18 protein-coding genes are annotated in these 18,761 nt (G+C 29.8%); 2 read left to right on the forward strand and 16 right to left on the reverse strand.

Going from position 1 to position 18,761, the window contains the following annotated elements:
- Positions 1 to 183 precede the first annotated feature (183 nt).
- Positions 184 to 1,035 (forward strand): pirin family protein, encoded by an 852-nt coding sequence (locus tag HV819_RS10015; protein ID WP_176270117.1) that lies wholly within the window; start codon positions 184 to 186, stop codon positions 1,033 to 1,035.
- A gap of 474 nt (positions 1,036 to 1,509) precedes the next feature.
- Here the strand turns inward: HV819_RS10015 and HV819_RS10020 are convergent, their stop codons facing one another.
- Positions 1,510 to 2,751, reverse strand: a complete 1,242-nt coding sequence (locus HV819_RS10020) for an MFS transporter (protein WP_154540606.1) — start codon at positions 2,749 to 2,751, stop codon at positions 1,510 to 1,512.
- A gap of 74 nt (positions 2,752 to 2,825) precedes the next feature.
- The gene (locus HV819_RS10025; RefSeq protein ID WP_154540604.1) at positions 2,826 to 3,254 is read right to left on the reverse strand and encodes an ArsR/SmtB family transcription factor; all 429 of its coding nucleotides are present in this window, start codon (positions 3,252 to 3,254) and stop codon (positions 2,826 to 2,828) included.
- 571 nt (positions 3,255 to 3,825) lie between these two features.
- On the opposite strand from HV819_RS10025, the gene HV819_RS10030 reads away from it, so the two are divergent.
- Positions 3,826 to 3,969 carry a hypothetical protein gene (locus tag HV819_RS10030; protein ID WP_154540602.1) on the forward strand — a complete coding sequence of 48 codons (144 nt, stop codon included), beginning with the start codon at positions 3,826 to 3,828 and terminating at the stop codon, positions 3,967 to 3,969.
- 430 nt (positions 3,970 to 4,399) lie between these two features.
- On the opposite strand, the gene HV819_RS10035 is transcribed toward HV819_RS10030, so the two are convergent.
- The 14 genes from HV819_RS10035 to xdh all read right to left on the reverse strand — a co-directional run bounded on the left by HV819_RS10035 (position 4,400) and on the right by xdh (position 18,760).
- Positions 4,400 to 4,720: a PTS sugar transporter subunit IIB gene (locus tag HV819_RS10035; protein WP_154540600.1), complete on the reverse strand. Its 321-nt coding sequence runs from the start codon at positions 4,718 to 4,720 to the stop codon at positions 4,400 to 4,402.
- 1 nt (position 4,721) lies between these two features.
- The gene (locus HV819_RS10040) at positions 4,722 to 5,816 is read right to left on the reverse strand and encodes a DUF871 domain-containing protein (protein ID WP_176270118.1); all 1,095 of its coding nucleotides are present in this window, start codon (positions 5,814 to 5,816) and stop codon (positions 4,722 to 4,724) included.
- Complete coding sequence (locus HV819_RS10045; protein WP_176270119.1) at positions 5,813 to 7,144, reverse strand: PTS sugar transporter subunit IIC; 1,332 nt, start codon at positions 7,142 to 7,144, stop codon at positions 5,813 to 5,815. The genes HV819_RS10040 and HV819_RS10045 overlap by 4 nt, the downstream gene beginning before the upstream one ends.
- Complete coding sequence (locus tag HV819_RS10050) at positions 7,144 to 7,476, reverse strand: PTS lactose/cellobiose transporter subunit IIA (RefSeq protein ID WP_176270120.1); 333 nt, start codon at positions 7,474 to 7,476, stop codon at positions 7,144 to 7,146. Before HV819_RS10050 ends, HV819_RS10045 begins: the two co-directional genes overlap by 1 nt.
- A gap of 16 nt (positions 7,477 to 7,492) precedes the next feature.
- Entirely contained in the window at positions 7,493 to 9,454 is a 1,962-nt protein-coding gene (locus HV819_RS10055; RefSeq protein WP_176270121.1) for a BglG family transcription antiterminator, read from the reverse strand.
- Between the two features lie 367 nt (positions 9,455 to 9,821).
- Positions 9,822 to 10,004, reverse strand: coding sequence for a transposase (locus HV819_RS11915; RefSeq protein ID WP_176270147.1), 183 nt, complete (start codon positions 10,002 to 10,004; stop codon positions 9,822 to 9,824).
- 634 nt (positions 10,005 to 10,638) lie between these two features.
- Complete coding sequence (locus HV819_RS10065) at positions 10,639 to 11,082, reverse strand: hypothetical protein (RefSeq protein ID WP_176270122.1); 444 nt, start codon at positions 11,080 to 11,082, stop codon at positions 10,639 to 10,641.
- 8 nt (positions 11,083 to 11,090) lie between these two features.
- On the reverse strand, positions 11,091 to 12,263 hold the full coding sequence (locus HV819_RS10070; RefSeq protein ID WP_154540590.1) for a M20 metallopeptidase family protein: 1,173 nt from the start codon (positions 12,261 to 12,263) through the stop codon (positions 11,091 to 11,093).
- Complete coding sequence (locus HV819_RS10075) at positions 12,257 to 13,249, reverse strand: molybdopterin-binding protein (RefSeq protein WP_176270123.1); 993 nt, start codon at positions 13,247 to 13,249, stop codon at positions 12,257 to 12,259. Before HV819_RS10075 ends, HV819_RS10070 begins: the two co-directional genes overlap by 7 nt.
- An 8-nt stretch (positions 13,250 to 13,257) precedes the next feature.
- Entirely contained in the window at positions 13,258 to 14,034 is a 777-nt protein-coding gene (locus HV819_RS10080; RefSeq protein ID WP_176270124.1) for an XdhC family protein, read from the reverse strand.
- Positions 14,015 to 14,836, reverse strand: a complete 822-nt coding sequence (gene yqeB, locus HV819_RS10085) for a selenium-dependent molybdenum cofactor biosynthesis protein YqeB (RefSeq protein WP_176270125.1) — start codon at positions 14,834 to 14,836, stop codon at positions 14,015 to 14,017. Before yqeB ends, HV819_RS10080 begins: the two co-directional genes overlap by 20 nt.
- A complete protein-coding gene (locus HV819_RS10090; RefSeq protein ID WP_176270126.1) occupies positions 14,823 to 15,395 on the reverse strand; it encodes a nucleotidyltransferase family protein in 573 nt (190 codons plus the stop codon). The genes yqeB and HV819_RS10090 overlap by 14 nt, the downstream gene beginning before the upstream one ends.
- Positions 15,385 to 16,098: a selenium cofactor biosynthesis protein YqeC gene (gene yqeC, locus HV819_RS10095; RefSeq protein WP_176270127.1), complete on the reverse strand. Its 714-nt coding sequence runs from the start codon at positions 16,096 to 16,098 to the stop codon at positions 15,385 to 15,387. The genes HV819_RS10090 and yqeC overlap by 11 nt, the downstream gene beginning before the upstream one ends.
- 43 nt (positions 16,099 to 16,141) lie before the next feature.
- Positions 16,142 to 18,760, reverse strand: a complete 2,619-nt coding sequence (gene xdh / locus HV819_RS10100) for a selenium-dependent xanthine dehydrogenase (RefSeq protein ID WP_176270128.1) — start codon at positions 18,758 to 18,760, stop codon at positions 16,142 to 16,144.
- Between the last annotated feature and the right edge of the window lies 1 nt (position 18,761).

Genomic DNA, 18,761 nt, shown 5'->3' on the forward strand with positions numbered 1-18,761 from the left:
TATCTCCTCTTATTTTTTTTACATTTGATGTAATCATACCTAAGTACTTTAAGAGCCTTATTAAATGAATGTAAAAGAAATGATAAATATATTATTTAAAAACTAAATTTGTTTATTAATTTAAATTTAGGGAATAAGTTAAATAAGTTAGATTGAATAGTTTTAAAAAAAGAAAGGAATTTTATGAGAAAGATAATAGATATAGTAAAACCTGAAAAGGGCATTGATGGAGCAGGTGTCCACCTTTATCACGTCCTAAGTAGAGAAACAATGCTTGATACAGACCCACTTTTACTTTTAGATGCCTTTGATTCAACTGATCCAAAACAATATGAAGCAGGTTTCCCATTGCATCCACATAGAGGGATTGAGACAATTTCCTATGTATATAAGGGTACTATGGTCCACAAAGACTCTTTGGGAAATGAAGATGCTGTAAATGATGGTGAGGTTCAATGGATGACGGCAGGAAGTGGAATATTTCACGAAGAAATGATGCCTCCTGTAGAAAAACTTTATGGTGTTCAATTATGGCTTAACTTAAAAAGTGATGATAAATTCACAGTTCCTGAGTATTTTGCTATTTCAAAAGATAAAATAGAAGAGATAAAATTTGATAATGGTTACCTTAGACTTCTTGCAGGAAATTATAAAGACCATCAAGGATTTATTTCAAAACATCAGCCTGTAAACTACTACGATATCCACATTAATCCAAATTCTCCCTTTGAACTTGACCTTGAAGATGATGATTCTATAACACTTTTTGCCCTAATTGGAAATTTTACAGTTGGAGATAAGACAGTAGAGAAATTCCATGCAGGATTAGTTGAAAGAAAGGGTGAGAAAATTCTTATAGAAAATAAGACAGATAAAGAAATTGCAGTCCTAGCCTTTATTTCAAAAAGAATAGATGAGCCTATAGCATGGACACCAGGCCCAATTGTAATGAATACTCAAGAAGAGTTAGATAAGGCTTACGAAGAAGTAAGAAATGGTACTTTTATAAAAGATGATATTGATATGAATAAGTAAATATAAAAAGGAACGGTCTATAAATAATTTTGTATATCGACCTAAATCCTGATACGATATATACCCCTTTAATGCTTTATCCAGCAAGGGGTATATATCTTATTATTTCTATCTATATCTCTTTTATTAACAAAATATCTAATAAATGTTTTACCATTTTTATCAATTTCTCTAATCTAATAGATCCTAATCCTTGATTTAATGGGGATATAATAATATTCCTAATTAGCAGATATTTTTTTCATAATCAACATAATATATTATTCCAATCCCAATATTTACATCATTTATTGAAATGATAAGTAAATAATTTTCAGTACTACTAAAATATTCTATCGTTTTTAGAATTGAATCAATCTCAATTTTGCTTTCCTTATTTACAGCATTACTATTACAATTGCTTCATTATATAAATTATATAAAAACTTAGCATGACTTTTGTCTACATTCGTAAATGAAATTACAACTTTATCATTAATCATAATTAAACGCCTCATTAAAGTTATTAATAGCTGGTAATTTCCTTATGTTTTTATTTATTGTCCAATAAATTGCTACCAAAAGTATGATTACACTTGCTATAAAAATGGCTTTTGAACTTGATAGATATTCCCCTAAATATCCACCCAATAATGCTCCTAGTGGTGCCATAAAGGTAGAAATACCAACCATAGCTGCCATTGCAGAACCAATTCTTTCTGCTGGTACTATAATCTGTACCATTGTTTGAGCATATACATTTACAATTCCTACAACAAACCATCCTAGACCATATAATCCTACTGCAATTTTTATATTAAAATGATAGAAGGATACTCCCATCCAAGATGCAGCTACAATTATTATTCCATAAATATAAAGTTTGCCTAAAGATATATCTTTTAGTTTAGGAAAACCTGCAAATAAGGATCCAATCAAAACTCCAGCACCCATTGTCGCAAGCATTAGACTATAAAATATTTCATCCTTTGCAAATGCAGGCAAGACTGCACTTATCGATGTTGCTGAAAAGTTGATAAATACAACTCCAAAAACTAAAGCAAAGATTCTAGAATCCTTAAATAAGCTAAGCCCCTCTTTAAGGCTATCAAAATGATTTTTAATTACATTTTCTTTGCTAGTTTTTTCACTTTTATTATATTGACTAAGTTTTTTGGACAAGAAACAAAATAAAATCCCAGTTAATAAAAAAGTAACACTATCAACATAAAAAACCATCATAAATCCAAAGGCTGATATTACAAATCCTGCAAGTGTATCAAAAATCGCATTTGAACCTTGGTATGCCATAGTCATTAAAGAATTACCTGTCACTAGCTCATCTTTTGATAAGATTTTTGGCAATAATGATATCTGACCAGGATAAACAAGTTGGTTAATCAAAGAAATTATTGGCATTATTATCATAATATGATAGAAAGTAAGTCTTTCCAAATAATACAAGGCTGGAATAATTAATATTAAGATAGCTTGTATAAGTTGGGAAAGAATCAAAAACTTCTTCATATTAATCTTATCTAAGATTGGACTTAGAAGTAATTGAACAATAGCTGTTGACGAAGTTAGAAATAGGGTTATACCAGAATAGACAGTAGACCCACTCATCTGATAAACCAAGAGAGTAGAGGCTATAGCATATAGACTATCACCAAAATTTGTTATTAATCGTCCTAAGAGTAGAACATAGAAATCTTTATTTTTAATCATTTTAAACATACTCCTTTTATTTAACGTTTTGTTTTATTTGACTGTTGTATATTTTTTTACCAGCAAGGATTAACTTACTGGTTTTAAGATAATTTATATATTTGTACTTGATAGCTTTCATTATCATCGTCAGATTCGCTATATTTTTTTATTAATCCATTTAGTTCTTTTTCAAATGAATCATAATTCTTACTAGGAATTTTGAAAGTAAAGAGTTTTTCTTCTAAGTTTTTATTAAATATTTCGCTATTTGGTATAAAAGCTTTGGCTACTGGCAAGAAATATTTTTGTGTTATGCCATTTATTAATTCTGTATCAACAACTTCTATTATCCCATTTTGTTCAAGTATCTTAAGGTGGTAGTGAATTTTAGACCTACTAACTCCTAAAACATCTGATAAATCTTGGGCTGTTTTTGGCGTAGTTCCTAATGTCATTATTATTTTAAGCCTTGTTGGATCACTTACTATATTTATTTCTTCTAATGAGTTTAGTATATGAACTTCTTTCAAACCACTGACCCCTTTCTGTTTTATTTAATTATACTATAGCATAAATTTTTTATTCGGTCAATCTTTTTTTAACGTTAAATTAATTGTTTTGTTTTGATTCCATTTTACAATATATAATTAACCTTATCTTATCCTAATGACTAGATATTCAAAATATTGTAAAATAAAATATGAAAACACTAATAATAAAAAAGAAATAGAAAAATTAGATGTTTCAACTAAATCCATACCAAATTGGATAAAAAATATAAGATTTCTTTGATTTCAGGACTTATGAATAAGAAGAGAACTGTAAATAGAGGAATATGAGTTTTGAAGAGAGAAAGAATTTTTAAAACAATTTGAAAAATAGCACAAAGAGTGCAAATAATAACATCTAAGGAAATTGAAAAAGCATATATAGAACTGTTGGTCATTTATTGTAGGAAGTAAGATATATTATGCCCTAAAAAACATGGCTTTAGAAAAATACATCCCAAAAAGGCAAATGAAGAGGCAACAGAATCCTCAAAAAATTAAATCTAAGGCATAAGAGATAGGAAACATTAACGTAAATAGAAAAGCAATAATAATGTTTCAAGATGAAGCAGAATTTGGTCGTATAAATGAGCCTAAATACTGTTGGTGTAATGACAAAATAAGACCATCTGTACCATGGCATCTTATTAGAGAATATAGATATACCTATGGAGCAGCAGATCCAAAAACAGAATAAATTTCCTTTTTAGTACTACCTTTTGTATGAACGTATTCTTAGAAAAGTTATCCAAAGAGTATAAATAAGATAAAATACTAATAGTATGTGATAGAGCAACATGGCACAAATCAAGGAAATTAAAAATCCCAGAAAATATAGAAATAATCCATATTCCACCTTACAACCCATAAATGAATCTCATAGAATAAATTTGGAAGCAAATAAGGTCTATAGGATTTAAGAATGAGCTTTTTAATTCATTATCTAATGTTGTCGATAGACTATATGCAACAATAAATAAATTAACTAAAAAATTGTTAAAAATATTACTCGTAGGGATTGGTTGTGTGAGTAGTGTTTAGTATTAGCCATTGTTTTGAGATTATAGTCTATGTATAATTAATTGAAAATAGCCATTTAATCATCCGATTAAATGGCTATTTTCATATTAGTCTAATAATTTTAAAGCGTCATCTAATATTTTAGCTCCGTTTACCATTCCGTAATCCATCATGTCAATTACACTTACCACTGTTTTTTTATTTTCATAAGTTTGTTTAAGCTCATTAAGTTTAAATCTAACTTGTGGTCCTAATAGTAAAACATCTATACTTTCATCTTCATGAATTTCTTCTACACTTGAGACTGGAACAGCTTTTATATTAACATCGATTCCTTTTTCATAAGCTGATTGTTGCATTTTTTCTACAACTAAGCTTGTACTCATTCCTGCTGAACAACATAGAACTATATTTAATTGTTCACTCATATTATTCTCCTTTAATAATTCTAAATGGATTTTGTTCACATAGCATATTTAATATTAATTGTTCATTCTCATCTAAATAACCTAATAAATTTCTTTCTCCTGTATTTTTAATTTGTTTTTTAACAATTTGGATTTCTCCTTTATAATGAGCTAAATTGTTATTAACAATAAGCACATCACCCCTTTCAAAGAATTCTTTATCTACATTCTTTGCGGGTATGTCACTATCCTTTGCGAAAATTCTTGTAGAGCTACTTCTAATAAAATATTCAGATGAATCGATTCTATCAGCATGAACAAAATCAAATAGTATATTTTCTTCAATATCCATTATATCATTATTTAAATTGATTTTTAAGCTAGGTATAGATAAATCTATTTGACTTAATACTTTAAGTTCATCTTCTGAAGCAAATGCATTTCCAATAATAATATCATTTATTCTTCTATCAGCTATTAAATGTCTTAATTGGTAGTCAATTGCTTTGTACCTATGCTCTTCTAGTGTGCATAACCCCTTGAAAACTGGCCAAGGACCAAAAGTATTCTCATTATTGCTAGAGATGAAAGAATGTACTGGCAAACCCATTTGATAATATTTATCTGTAAAATAATCAAACCTTTTCTTAGATAAGCCTGTATATTCTTGAGGATAGAAGTTATGACATGTAGACATGGCATTTCTATTAGCCCCCTTTTTTATAAGCAAATCTAAAGATATATCAGAAGATGCATTAAATTCAACAGCGATACCATATGGGTTATTTGTCATTAGTATATTTTCCGAGTCTGAAAGAGGCCAGTCTAATCTAATAATGTCTACACCCATTTGTGAAAATACAGAAAGATTATCTGCTTTTGCTCCTAAAAACTCAAATACATGCCCATTTGTGTCTACAGATACAGTGTAACCAAGATTATGAGCTTGACTTATAAAATTTGAAAAATTAGATATAGTTTCTTCTTTACTTTCTTCAACTGACAGTAAGCAAGTAAATATTCTTGTAAAACCGTATTTTGCTGCCATCTTCATATATGCTAAATCATTTTCTTTTGTAGAATGTTCGGGATATATTGATATTCCTAAATTTCTCATTTTACTTCTTCGCTTTCTAGACTTTCTTCTTGAATTAGGTTGTTTTTATCAACTGCTGCTATAAATGGATAGTAAATTAAGCATCCAATTGCAATTAATAATATTTGCAAAACTGCTCCTTGCCAGTTACTTGATAAGAATCCAGATATAATTGGAGGTGTTGTCCAAGGCATGATTATTCCGTTAGTAATAGGTACTAAACCAATACTCATTGTTATATAAGTAATAATGATATTAACAGTAGGAACTAGCAAGAAAGGAATGAATAATAGTGGGTTAAGTACTATTGGAAGTCCGTAAATTACTGGTTCATTAATTCCAAATACTGCTGGAAGTATTGAAAGTCTTGATAATTGTTTTAATCTCTTTGATTTAGAAATTAATACAGCTACTATTAACAGAGATAATGTGGAACCTGCACCGCCAAATGTAGCAAATAGGTTTTGGAATTGTACGTTAATTATATTTTCAGGCATTTGTCCTGCTGTTACTTTTGCTAAGTTTTCTGCTGATAGAGCATATAAAACTGGAAGAAACATAGAGTCTGTAATATTTGTTCCGTGGATTCCTAAAAACCATAAAGCATGAGCAAACAGATATACTAAAATCATAGCTGGAAGTGATCCACCTATATGCTGTAGTGGAAGTTGTAGGACACTATATACAAATGTAAATGCATTCTCCCATTGTGTTAATGAGAATATAAATCTGATTAATACAAAAGTAGTCATTACAAATGCTGTAGGGAATAAAGACGCAAATGATTGACCTACTGTAGGAGGTACACCTGCAGGCATTTTGATAACTAAACCTTTATCAACTATGATTTTATATATTCTTACAGCTAAGAAAGCTGAAATTATACCGATAAATACACCTTTTGAGCCTAGCCAATCTAATGATAATCCACTAACAGTGAAAACATCTTCGCTTCCTTCAGGAGTGAAATCAAATTTGAATGGCATTAAAATAAACCAGCCAACTAGCGATACAACCCCACCAAATAGAGGATTTACGCCAAGTCTTGTCGCATAAGCATGGCCAATTCCTATAACTACAAATATTGACATTATTGTAAATGAAGCACTAGTAGCAGCAGAAAAATATGATGAAATAGTATTACCATTAATTTCTGCACTATTAAGTAAATCAATCCATGATTGTATAGGGAAATTAGATATTAACATGAATATTGACCCTATAATTAAAAGTGGCATTGCTAGAGCAAAACCATCTCTTATTGATTGTAAATGTGCATTAGCACTTATCTTTGCCGCTATGGGCATCATTTTTTCTTCGATTTTATCCATAAAACTTTGTTTTTTCATTAGCTTTCTCCTTTATTTTCTAAATTAATAATCCTTTCATATGATTTTATAATTTCTTCGGCTAAAATACATATGGTTTCGCTTGCCATCATTTGATCTTCAGCATGAGCCAATAATATAGTTTTCATCGATTCATCTAAATTAAAATTTTCAGTAAACATTTGTTGATGAATTTCATGACATTTAGAATAAGCGTCTTTTCCTTTTGATATTAGATCTCTTGCCCTATCGAGTTCACCGTATCTTGCTTGAGTCATAGCTTCAACATAAGAAGACTTAGCAGAACCAGCAAAAGTTATTAATTGCATGCAAATTTCTTCTAAATTATTCATTTGTACCTCCTTTCATTTATATCAAATTAATCATAACATTTTTGAAATCATCAAAGCTTTTAACATTTATTAGTGATGTAATAATATCTTCATCTTTAATTATTTTAGTAAACAATCCTAATAAATACTCATAACTTGGAGCAGGCTTTGAAGATGGAGAAATATATATTATTATTCTTACTTTTGTATTATTCTCATCCCAAAATATATCCTTTTTTGAAATATATATGAAAATTTTGGTTTCTTTTTCTATCGGATTTACAGGATGTGGAAGAGCTACAAAATTATTAAAAACAACACTTCCAAAGCTTTCTCTAATAATTGTTTCAGATCTATATTTTTCTATATCTTTTTTATTATTTGTTAAACTATGATATATAAAATCAAGTATTTGTTCTTTTTTCTTAGATTCATTACTTATACAAAATCTATCAAATAAAAAATATTTATCAATCAGTTTATTTGAATAAGTGTTACTTTTTGTAGATTTCTGAATATCTTCACTAAGTTTTAATTTTTCATCTATAATTTTACAATCATTTTCATCTAAAAATATGCTAACTTTAACATATGGAATAGGAATAACTAAATAATCTAAATCAACTGTTGAAATAATAAAATCTATATTATTTAGATTTTGAGATCCTATTTCATAATAACCTATAACTTCTTTTATATTTATGTTATTTCCATATTCGTTTTCTATTCTACTTTTTAGCATAAGACCAGTAGATAAGCCCGAAGCACAAACGACTAGAACATTACGTTTAATGTTAGATTTTTTTCTTTCTATAGCTGAAAGAATATATATAACTATATAAGACCATTCATCTTCAGTTAATGAATCGTTTTCAAATATAGAAAACTTTCTGAAACTTTCAACCACTAAATTATAATAATATTTATATTGGTTAGTAATCTTTTTTGTTAATGGATTTGTCACAAATAATCCTGAATAAATCCTATTTTCAAGACTAGATAAATGCTCCATAAAATTATTAATAAATACTTTATCATCTAATAAATTTATGCCTAATTTTTTTGATAGGTAACTAAGCAGTTGTATTATTTTTTTATTATTAATCAATACAGAATTATATTGCGACTTAGTTTTTGATATTAATTGTAAATAAATATATTCTTGTTCATTTTCAGGCAAAGATATGTCAAAACTTTTTGATATTCTATTTATGATGTTTGATGCAAATCGGTAAATTTTAGGGTTATCTTTTTTTATTAAACTAACATCAGGATTTTCATAATCTTTAATAATACAATTAACTTCAACTCTTTCTATTAGTAAAGCAAGATGGATAACGAGATTTTGAATTGTGTAATCATTAACTGAAATTCTAAATTCTCGAATCTCATCTAGAAGAATAATTAGTATCTGAGATATAGAAGATCTATTAAACAATTCTAGTTCATTTAAATCTTTTATAAAATTATTAGAATATAAGTCTGAAAAGAAATAATCTAGTATAAAATGTCTTTTATTAACCTCCTTGCCAACAACAGATATAATAGAATCTTGATTTTTATCTATATAAAGACTGTAATCTTTTAACTTGTCTCTTATATTATATATATCTCTATTTAGCGTTGATTCGCTAATATATAGAATGTCTAAGACTTTATAAAAATCTAAATTATTATTCTTTAAGAGTAAATTTTCAAGAATAAACTTCTCTCTACCTTCTTTATCATATATTTGATTAATATTAGAAATAGCATTTTTGTAATTATAGATAAAATCAATATAATCATCGTTGTTAATTATACTGATTTTAAAGCCACTTCCTTTTTTTGATATAATTTTAAATGAATTATGATTAGGTTTTTCAATTATATTATTAATTGATGTCCTTATAGTTTTTTCTGAAACTCCTACATTTTCACCAATTTCTTGGCTTGTACAAAATCGGTGTCTATTACTATATAAAAACTTAATTATTTTTATTTCTCTATCAGATAACATAGCTTTTCCTCATTACTATTATACATAAAAAAGTATATAAACTCCTTTAATTATTTTCCGTTGCCATAACGGAAATAGTGAAATTAAACTATTTGTGCAAATAATATTTATATTTATTAAAAACTTATTAGATTTATGCATATATTTTAGCATAAAGGTAGTGTCAAATCATTTTGCAAACTCCCCTATAATATTTTGCTAACATCTACTACTTCTCCCTTTTAAGATAGAAAACTTTTTCATTTTTTTATTTTTCTAATTTATTAAATATTTCTTCTATTTTTATCTTGAATTTTTCCAAATCCTTTATTTATTCTATTATCAAATTTTTCATTGTATTCTAAACATATCATGCAGATTATGCAATCTAATGAGTCTTCATTATTTGATGAAATGTTTTTATATCTTTGTCAACTAGTTTAGATATATTTGATTTTGTGCTTGCTGAATAATAATGACCATACATTCTGGATATTAAAGAAGCTATTTCTCTAGTTGTTATACTATTTTTGTAAATTTTTACGATGGTTGTTTCTAAATCATCATTTATTCTTTTGTATTATAGTAGTGGACCTTAATAAACTCTCTGATTCTATCAGGTGATATTTCTATATTTAGTACTCATATGATGTATTTATTTTGCTATTGTAATACCAATTTATAAAATTTCTGGAAATTGTATCCTATAGGATTATATTTTTTATAATCTAAAAATACTATTAATTCATGCTTTAGTAGTTGACTATCTGATTTTTCAAGTTCACACCTAAAAAATTCTTTAATATTTTACCTTTGCTTGGTGTTTCTATTAATTTTATGGTAAAACATTTCATAATGACCTCCTATTATATGCCTTGCTAACAAATTTTTATAGGTTTTTGTCATTTTTTCTGCTTTTTAATTTGGATGTTTACACCTGATATTTTATATTATGATTTGATTATTACTTTGACTAATATATACAGGTCAAAGTTTTTAATATCCATATTAATTTCAGTACTAAGTATACTCATCGTGTAAATAATCTTAGTTTATATGGGATTGATGTAAATAAATTTGGTGATTTTAAGAGTTTTTCTTTTAACTTTTTTATCCTTATAGGAGGATATATAATTTCAATTTTAATAAAGAAAATAAGATATTTTTTTGATAAAAAATAAGAAGGAGATAAGCTACTAACCTTCTTATTTTTTCATTATATCAAGAGGATCTATTACATTTGGAGATACTGAAAATTTGTTTTTGTTATTGTAAAATACAAAAAGTGGGAAGTTTGTTTTTCCTTCTTCTAGGTTTTCTATAAGTGTTTCTAGGAAAAATTTCATGGCTTTTTTGTCAATTTTGCCCTTTGAGTTCTCTTGTTTTACTATCCAAAATGGTGATAGGGGCTTTAGCTTGTTTATATCAACTACTATTCCTACTTCTATATCCAAATAGTCAAAACTCGCCAAAAAGGCGTATATTCCCTTATCAAGGTCTGTTTTTTGGTCTATATTTTCTGGAGAATCTGTCACATCGATTTCCATTATTTTTGTAATCTTACCATTGACTTTTTCAAAGTTTTCTATGATGTTGTCTTTTTTAAGCTCAGATAGTATAAGTTTATAATATTCTTTACTTTTTAACATAAATCTCCTTAATTAAAGTAATCTTGTCCATCTATTACTGTATTTGCTATTACTTCTACAGCAGTTTTTATAGCCTTATCTGAGCAGTAAAATTTTCTACTGTGGAGGGCTTCTTTGTTATGACCTTCTTCTCCACTTCCAAACCAGTAGAAAAATCCTGGTACTTTTTTCATATAAAAAGCAAAATCTTCACTTGCCATAGTTTGACCATCTCTTATTATATTGGACTTGTCTAAAGTTTTTAGGACGGATTTTAAGACAAATTCATACATTTTTTCAGGATTATATACTAAGGGAATAAGATCCTCATATTCTATTTTATATTTGCATCGGTAGGATTTTGCAGTATATTCAACTATCTCTTCCATTCTTTTTATAGAATTTTCTAGGCTTTTTTCCGAAAGACTTCTAATAGTTGCACTTAAATCTACCCTATCTACCACAAGATTATCCTCACTTCCTCCATTTATGGAATTTACAGAAAGAACTGTATTATCAAAAGGATTTGTATTTCTTGAAATAATTGTTTGAAGGCTCATTACTATATTTGATGCACAAACTATAGGGTCAATATTAAGTTCTGGCATGGAACCATGTTGACCGTGACCTATTATTTTTATCTTAAAATTTGTCTTTGTAGACATCAAGGCTCCCTTTTTTACAATCACCTTTCCATAATCTATTAAAGGCCAATTGTGAAAACCAAATATATAGTCAATTTTTACTTTTTCAAAAAGACCTAAGTCTATAAGTTCCTTAGCACCTTTAGTAATCTCTTCTGATCTTTGGAAAATAAAAACCACATCGCCCTTTAATAGCTTCTTATTAGATGATAATAATTTTACAAGACCAAGGTTAACAGCGGTATGATAATCATGTCCACAAGCATGCATAAGTTTATCATCTAGGGACTTATAGTCTACTTCTGTTTCTTCCTTTTGTAAAAGAGCATCTATGTCAGATCTAATTGCTATGACCTTTCCATTTTTTCCAGTCTTTAGTCTTGCTACAAGACCTGTTTTTATAGGAAATTCTATTATTTCTATATCTTTAAATTGGGAAATATAATTCCTAATAATCTCTGTCGTTCTGAATTCTTCTCCTGATTTTTCTGGATGCTTGTGTATATCATGCCTTATGTCTGTTATAATTTTTAAATCTTGATTTGATATTCTTAACATTTTCTACCTGCCAAAAGACCACCCTCACCTAGTTCTGTGAAGTCTTCTTTTTTAAGATCAAGTTTTGCAAAAAATCTAGGGAGAAATATATCAAAGCTTGTAAATTTAGAATGCATGGATGCACCAGGAACTCCTACTAGATAAGTCTTATCTTTAATTCCTACTGTAAGCATATTACCTGGTTGAACTGGTATACCTTGTATTATCAACTTATCTGACATATCTTTTATTATTGTTGGTGTAATATCATCTGGGTCTACACTCATTCCACCAGAAAATACTATAAGATCAGCTTTTCTTTCAAGGTAGCCTTTTGCAACATTTTTTATATAATTCATATCATCAGGGCATTTCTCAATTCCTAAAATTTCATGGTCATAAAAAGATAGTTTTTCTCTTATAACCGGTTCAAATAAGTCATCTATCCTAGCTGTATAAATTTCATTTCCTGTAATTACAATTCCTACCCTAAGCTTATGAAATTTCTTTACTTCGAATATAGGTCTATACCTTTGTCCTATTCTCTTTATGTTTTCTACTTCTTCTCTCTTAGTAAAAAGCGGAACTATTCTTCCTCCAACTAGATTATCTCCACTAAAAACCTTAGTATAGGAAGGAATGGTAGCAAAAGTGTAATCACCTTCATTGTTTAATTCAAATAATCCCTTTCTATTTGTAACAAATATTCCATCGCTATTTGCCTTAAATGTGATTTTTCCCTCAGATGGATCTTTGTAGCATATATTTTCCCCAATTAAATCATCTGCAACTTCTTTTATTGCATCTTCTTCGTGAACAAAGCCATAATCAAGCTCCCCTACAAAGAGATTTTCCTTGCCTATATTCTTAAGCTTTTCTATGTCGCTTTCTTCTACTATGTGACCTCTTTTAAAAACAACTCCTTTGAAACCATCTGCCATTATTCCTGTCAAATCATGAAATAGAGGCTTTCCTATTGCTTCTTCAACCTTAACTTTCCTTAGCATATTCTCTCCTACTTATTGATTTCTTTATTGTTTTTTATGGATATTATTTGTGAAATTATTGATATGGCTATCTCTTCCACACTGCCATCATCAATAGGATAACCTACAGGAGCATGGACTTTATCTAGTAGTTTTTTATCCACACCCTTTTCTCTTAGATTATCAAAAACTCTCTTAACCTTTCTTTTTGATCCTATCATTCCCAAAAACTTGTAGTCTTTGTCTATAACATTTTCTAAAACTTCTTCATCATAGTCAGGAGTTGCTATTAATATATAGGTATTTTTATTAAAATCAAAATTTTCAGAAAACTCTTTTGGCTTTTTAAGGACAAATTGGTCTATATCTTCTAAATCTTTTTTGTTTTTAAAGTCTTTCCTTTGATCTATAACTACTACATTAAAACCTGTTTTTGTTGCAATTCTTGCAAGTTTTTGGCCGACATGACCTGCTCCAAATATTAAAAGCCTGGGATTTGCCCTAAATATTTTTATATAACCTTTGTTTTGACCACCACAAAGCATTTTTACCTCTTGCTTCTCATTGAGAGTGTAGTCAAAAGATTTTTCTTTGTCTTCTTTAAGAGCTTTTAAGGCCTTTTTTGTCAAGTCATATTCAATAGGACCACCTCCTATAGTTCCAAAAGTTTTCCCATTTTCAAAAACAGCCATAGTAGAGTTATCCTTGCCTGGGGCTGACCCCTTTGTTTCTGTAAGTATAGCAAGAGCTACATTTCTTCCATTTTCTAATTCCTTAACAACTTCTCTAAGAATTTCTAAATCCATCTTCTATTCTCCTTTTACATATGAGGATTGCTTCAAGAGTTCCTCCACCTATAAGTCTTGCCTTATCAGATATGGTTTTTGTGTTTCTTTTATTTACTCTTGGATCTACATCTCCTATTTTAAGGTCTTTTGTAACCTTTGATTTATTTCCAATCATACCCCTTACCATACCATCAAGTTCTGATCTAACTTCTTTATCATTTACACAGGCTAAAACTTCTCCTTTTTTCACAATTGATCCTATATCTTTTATTACTTCAATTTCTCCATCATCAGGAGATCTTAGGATTCTTTCAGTTGTGTATCCATTTATATTACCTGGAATACCTGTGTTTTTTTGAGCATTTCCTTCGAAGATTAGCCTTCCCAAATCATGCCCCCTATTCGTTTCTATAACTACATCTACATCTATCCCTGCCTCATATCCAGGACCTAAGGCTATAGTTATGTCTGCCATTTGCTTATTTGTCCCAATATTTTTCTTAGCTAGAGTTCCATCAACTAAAGCCATAGGTTTTAATTTTTTTATAATTTCAGCCTTTGGGTCAATATATACTGGAACTTTTCCATCCTTCCAGCACTCTTTTATTTCATCAATATTAGTTACCTTTTTAGCTATAAAGTCTTCTATTTGAATTTCACCATCGAATATTGCTTGGGCGCAAGATACATATCTTCTTATACAAAGAGGTTTCTCCATTTCAAGAACTAAAACTTTAAAACCAGTTCTATAAAGCTTCTGGATAGAACCTGTGGCTACATCTCCACCCCCTCTAAAAACTACTATATCATTTTCTAACATCTTCTAACTCCTCTAGGTTTCTATAGGTATCTACATCCCATAGTTCTTTTATGTCATCTATATACACTTCATTTTTGTCATTATCTTTAACAAGAAGCATTCCGCCTTGATCAAATTCTAAGGCTAAAAGTCCTTCCCTAAATTCGTTTGAAAATATAACAGGTGCTCCTCTTCTTTTTTCAGTCCTTGGATAGGTTACATACTCATTTTTCTTGTAAGCTTCTATGAGTTTATTTACAGTTTCAAGTGTGAGTAAAGGTTGATCTGCGACAAAAAACATCATAGCTGAGTCCTTATCACAATTTAGAACCCCATATTTTATAGATGCTGACTTGCCTACTTCATTTTTGTCATTAAATATTGCCTTGAATCCTCTTTTTTTAGCATCATTTAAGATTTCTTCATATGATGAAACTAAGATTACATCATAAAATCCAACTTTTTCTATCATATCAAAAGTCCATTGGTAGAGCTTTTTACCATTAAAATCTAGTAAAAGTTTGTTTTCACCCATTCTTTTTGAAAGACCAGATGCCATAATTATTGCACTAATTTTCATAATATTCCTCCTTTAAGATAGAACCATAAAAGACCATAACTTCATCCAAATTATCCTTAAGGTATTTGGCTAAGTCATAAGCTTTTTCTTTTTCTTCATTACTTTCTACTTGGTTTATATATATTATTTTTTTACCCTCAAAGCCTTTAAATATTCCAGGCTTTGATTTAATTAGTTTTAAGATTATTTCTTTGCTAATTATGTCCTTACCTATATTTCTAATATAGTCTTCATAGTTATAAATAAAGTCATTGTTAGGCTTTTTTCCAAGAACCTTTATTGGAAAAATCCCTATAGCCTTGGAAGTTTCTTTATAGATTACTGGTTCATAATCCTTCCAATATTTTAAGGGAAGATTTCTAGACCCATCTGCTTCTATTAGAGTAAAGTCAAAATCTTTGATTTTTTCTAAGAGAATATCCTTATCTATAGACTTAAGTTTATTTTTATCTTTTATAAGCTTACCTATTACTACAAGTTTATTATTTATTGGCCTTTTATAATCCTTTTTTGATGTATACAAAAAATCATATTCATCATTTTCAGGTACTTTTATCTTAGTTGATGTAGTTACTAAGACTTTCCCCTTATCTCTAAGTCTTTTTGCAAGGTAGAACATAAGACTTGTTTTTCCTGCTGATCCTGTAATGGATATTATGTCATTTTTTTTTATATCTAATATGTCTAATATATCTTTTTTCATAAAAAAAGCTGTAGCAATTTTTTGTCGCTACAGCTATAATCTCCTATTTTTCAATTTTTTTTGTCTTTTTATAGAAGGTATCCCTAAGTGGTAGTTCAAGTCTTAAGTCCCCATCAAGAGCATAGTAGGCTCCTTGAACTGCTGGAGCTGTAGGAATAGTCGCTATTTCTCCAATTCCCTTTGCCCCATAGGCAAGATCTAGTAATTCTTCTTTTTCTATCAAAATAGGGTGAATTCTAGGAGTATCTGTAGACCTCCAAAGTCCCATGTTACCATATTTTGCCTTTATAACAGAATCTTTTAATTTAAGATCTTCTGTTAGGGCATAGCCTAAGCTCATCACTACCCCACCTTCTATTTGACCTTCAATGGTGGTTGGGTTGACTACTTTTCCTGAATCATGGGCTGCATATACATCAGTAACTTTTCCATTATCATCAAGGACTACTACATGAGCTGCAAAACCATAGGCTAAGTGGGATTTTGGATTTGGCTTATCTGATCCTAATGGATCTGTTGGATCATCATATTCATAGAAATATTCTTTTTTATCTAACTCTTCTAGACTATGATTTTCTAAGTCTTTTGCAAGTTTTTCTGCACATTTTTTGGCAGCTTCACCTGTTATCAAGGTGTGTCTTGATCCTGATGTAGTTCCAGAGTCAGGACTTGTTAGGGTATTTGGAGGCATAATTTTTATCTTATGATATGGAAGAGATGTTGCTTTTCCAATCATTTGAAGGATTATAGTTCCTACTCCTTGTCCTATGCAAGTTGCTCCAGAATAGACTTTTACCATATCACCATCTACTACTATTTTAACCCTTCCTATATCCTTTAATCCAACACCAACCCCTGCATTTTTCATAGCTACTGCTATACCTGCATGGTCTTTATTTTCTTCATATATGTCTTTTACTGCTTCAAGACATTCTACAAGAGCTGTAGATCTGTCTGCAATTTGTCCATTAGGTAGGACTTCTCCTGGTTTTATAGCATTTCTGTATCTTATCTCCCAAGGTGATATCCCTACTTTTTCAGCTAATATATTAATATTACTTTCCATTGCAAAATTTGATTGGCAAACTCCAAATCCTCTGAAAGCTCCTGATGGTGGATTGTTTGTATAATAACCAAATCCCTTTATATCTGTGTTTTGGTAGTTGTAAGGTCCTACCGAATGAGTACAGGCTCTTTCTAAAACTGGTCCACAAAGGGAAGCATAAGCTCCAGTATCAAAGTAGATTTCACATTCCATACCTTGGAAAATTCCATTCTCATCACAGCCAATGGTAAATCTTCCCTCCATAGGGTGACGTTTTGGATGCCATCTTAAAGACTCATCTCTGGTAAATTTATGTTTAACTGGTCTTTGATATAGGTAGGCTGCAAGGGCTGCTGGTGGTTGGACACTCATGTCTTCTTTTCCACCAAATGCTCCTCCTACAAAAGGATTGACTACAACAATCCTTTCTGGAGTATCTTCCCAATTAAACATTATAGATAACTCTCTTCTTGTATCGTATACTGATTGATCTGATGAATATACTCTTACCCCATCTTTATAAGGTTCTGCTACACAACATTCTGGTTCTAGGTAAGCATGCTCTCCTAAAGGAGTTTTGTAAGTAAAGCTTGCTATGTACTTAGAGTTTTCTAAGGCTTTCTTAGCATCTCCACGGCTTACATGTCTTTTTTGACAAAGATTTCCATCAGGATGAATTTTTGGAGCATCTTCTGCCATAGCTTCTTCAATAGTACTTACAGGTTTTAACTCCTCCAGCTCCACTTCTACAAGTTTTTTTGCCTTTTCTAAAGTTTTTTCATCTTCTGCCACTACAAAACAGAAAGCATCCGCAAGAGATTTTGTTTCCTCTCCCACATCTATAAAAACTGGCCAGTCTCTTTGGATATGTCCTATAAGATTTACTGGTACATCTTTTGCAGTTAAGACTCCAACTACTCCATCAAGCTCTAAAGCCTTACTTGGATCAAGTTTTAATAGCTTAGCCCTAGGATATTTTGTTCTTACACATGAGCCATAAAGCATATTATCTAATTCTATATCATCAGCATAAATACCAGTTCCTAGTATCTTATCGTGAGCATCAATCCTATCTGCCCTTGCCCCTACTAAGGCTTCTGATTCCTCATAATTTATTTTTTCATCTCCCCTAAGTATGGCACTTGCAAGCATTATTCCTTCTACAATTTTCTTATATCCTGTACACCTACAGATATTTCCTCTTATTCCTTTTCTTATATCATCTTCTGTAGGATTAGGGTTGGATCTTATAACACTTACTCCGCTCATCACCATACCAGGTATGCAAAATCCACATTGGACAGCTCCCGCCTTAGTAAAGGCATAAGTGAAAGCTTCTTTTTCTTCATCCTTGAGACCTTCACTTGTTATTACCTCTTGGTCATTTAATTTTGAAAGTCTAACTACACAGGCTTTTTTGGATGCATCTCCTACTAAAACTGTACATGTACCACAAGCTCCTTGACTACATCCATCCTTTACCGATGTTAGTTTTAAGTCATCTCTTAAAAATCTAAGAAGAGTCTTATCCTCATATGTTTCATAGACCTTACCATTTACCCTAACAAAAAGGGCTTTACTATCATTTTTATCACCTATTCGTATCATTTCTGTCATA

It is taken from the genome of Anaerococcus faecalis, assembly GCF_013371425.1.
GTDB classification, from domain to species: domain Bacteria; phylum Bacillota; class Clostridia; order Tissierellales; family Peptoniphilaceae; genus Anaerococcus; species Anaerococcus porci.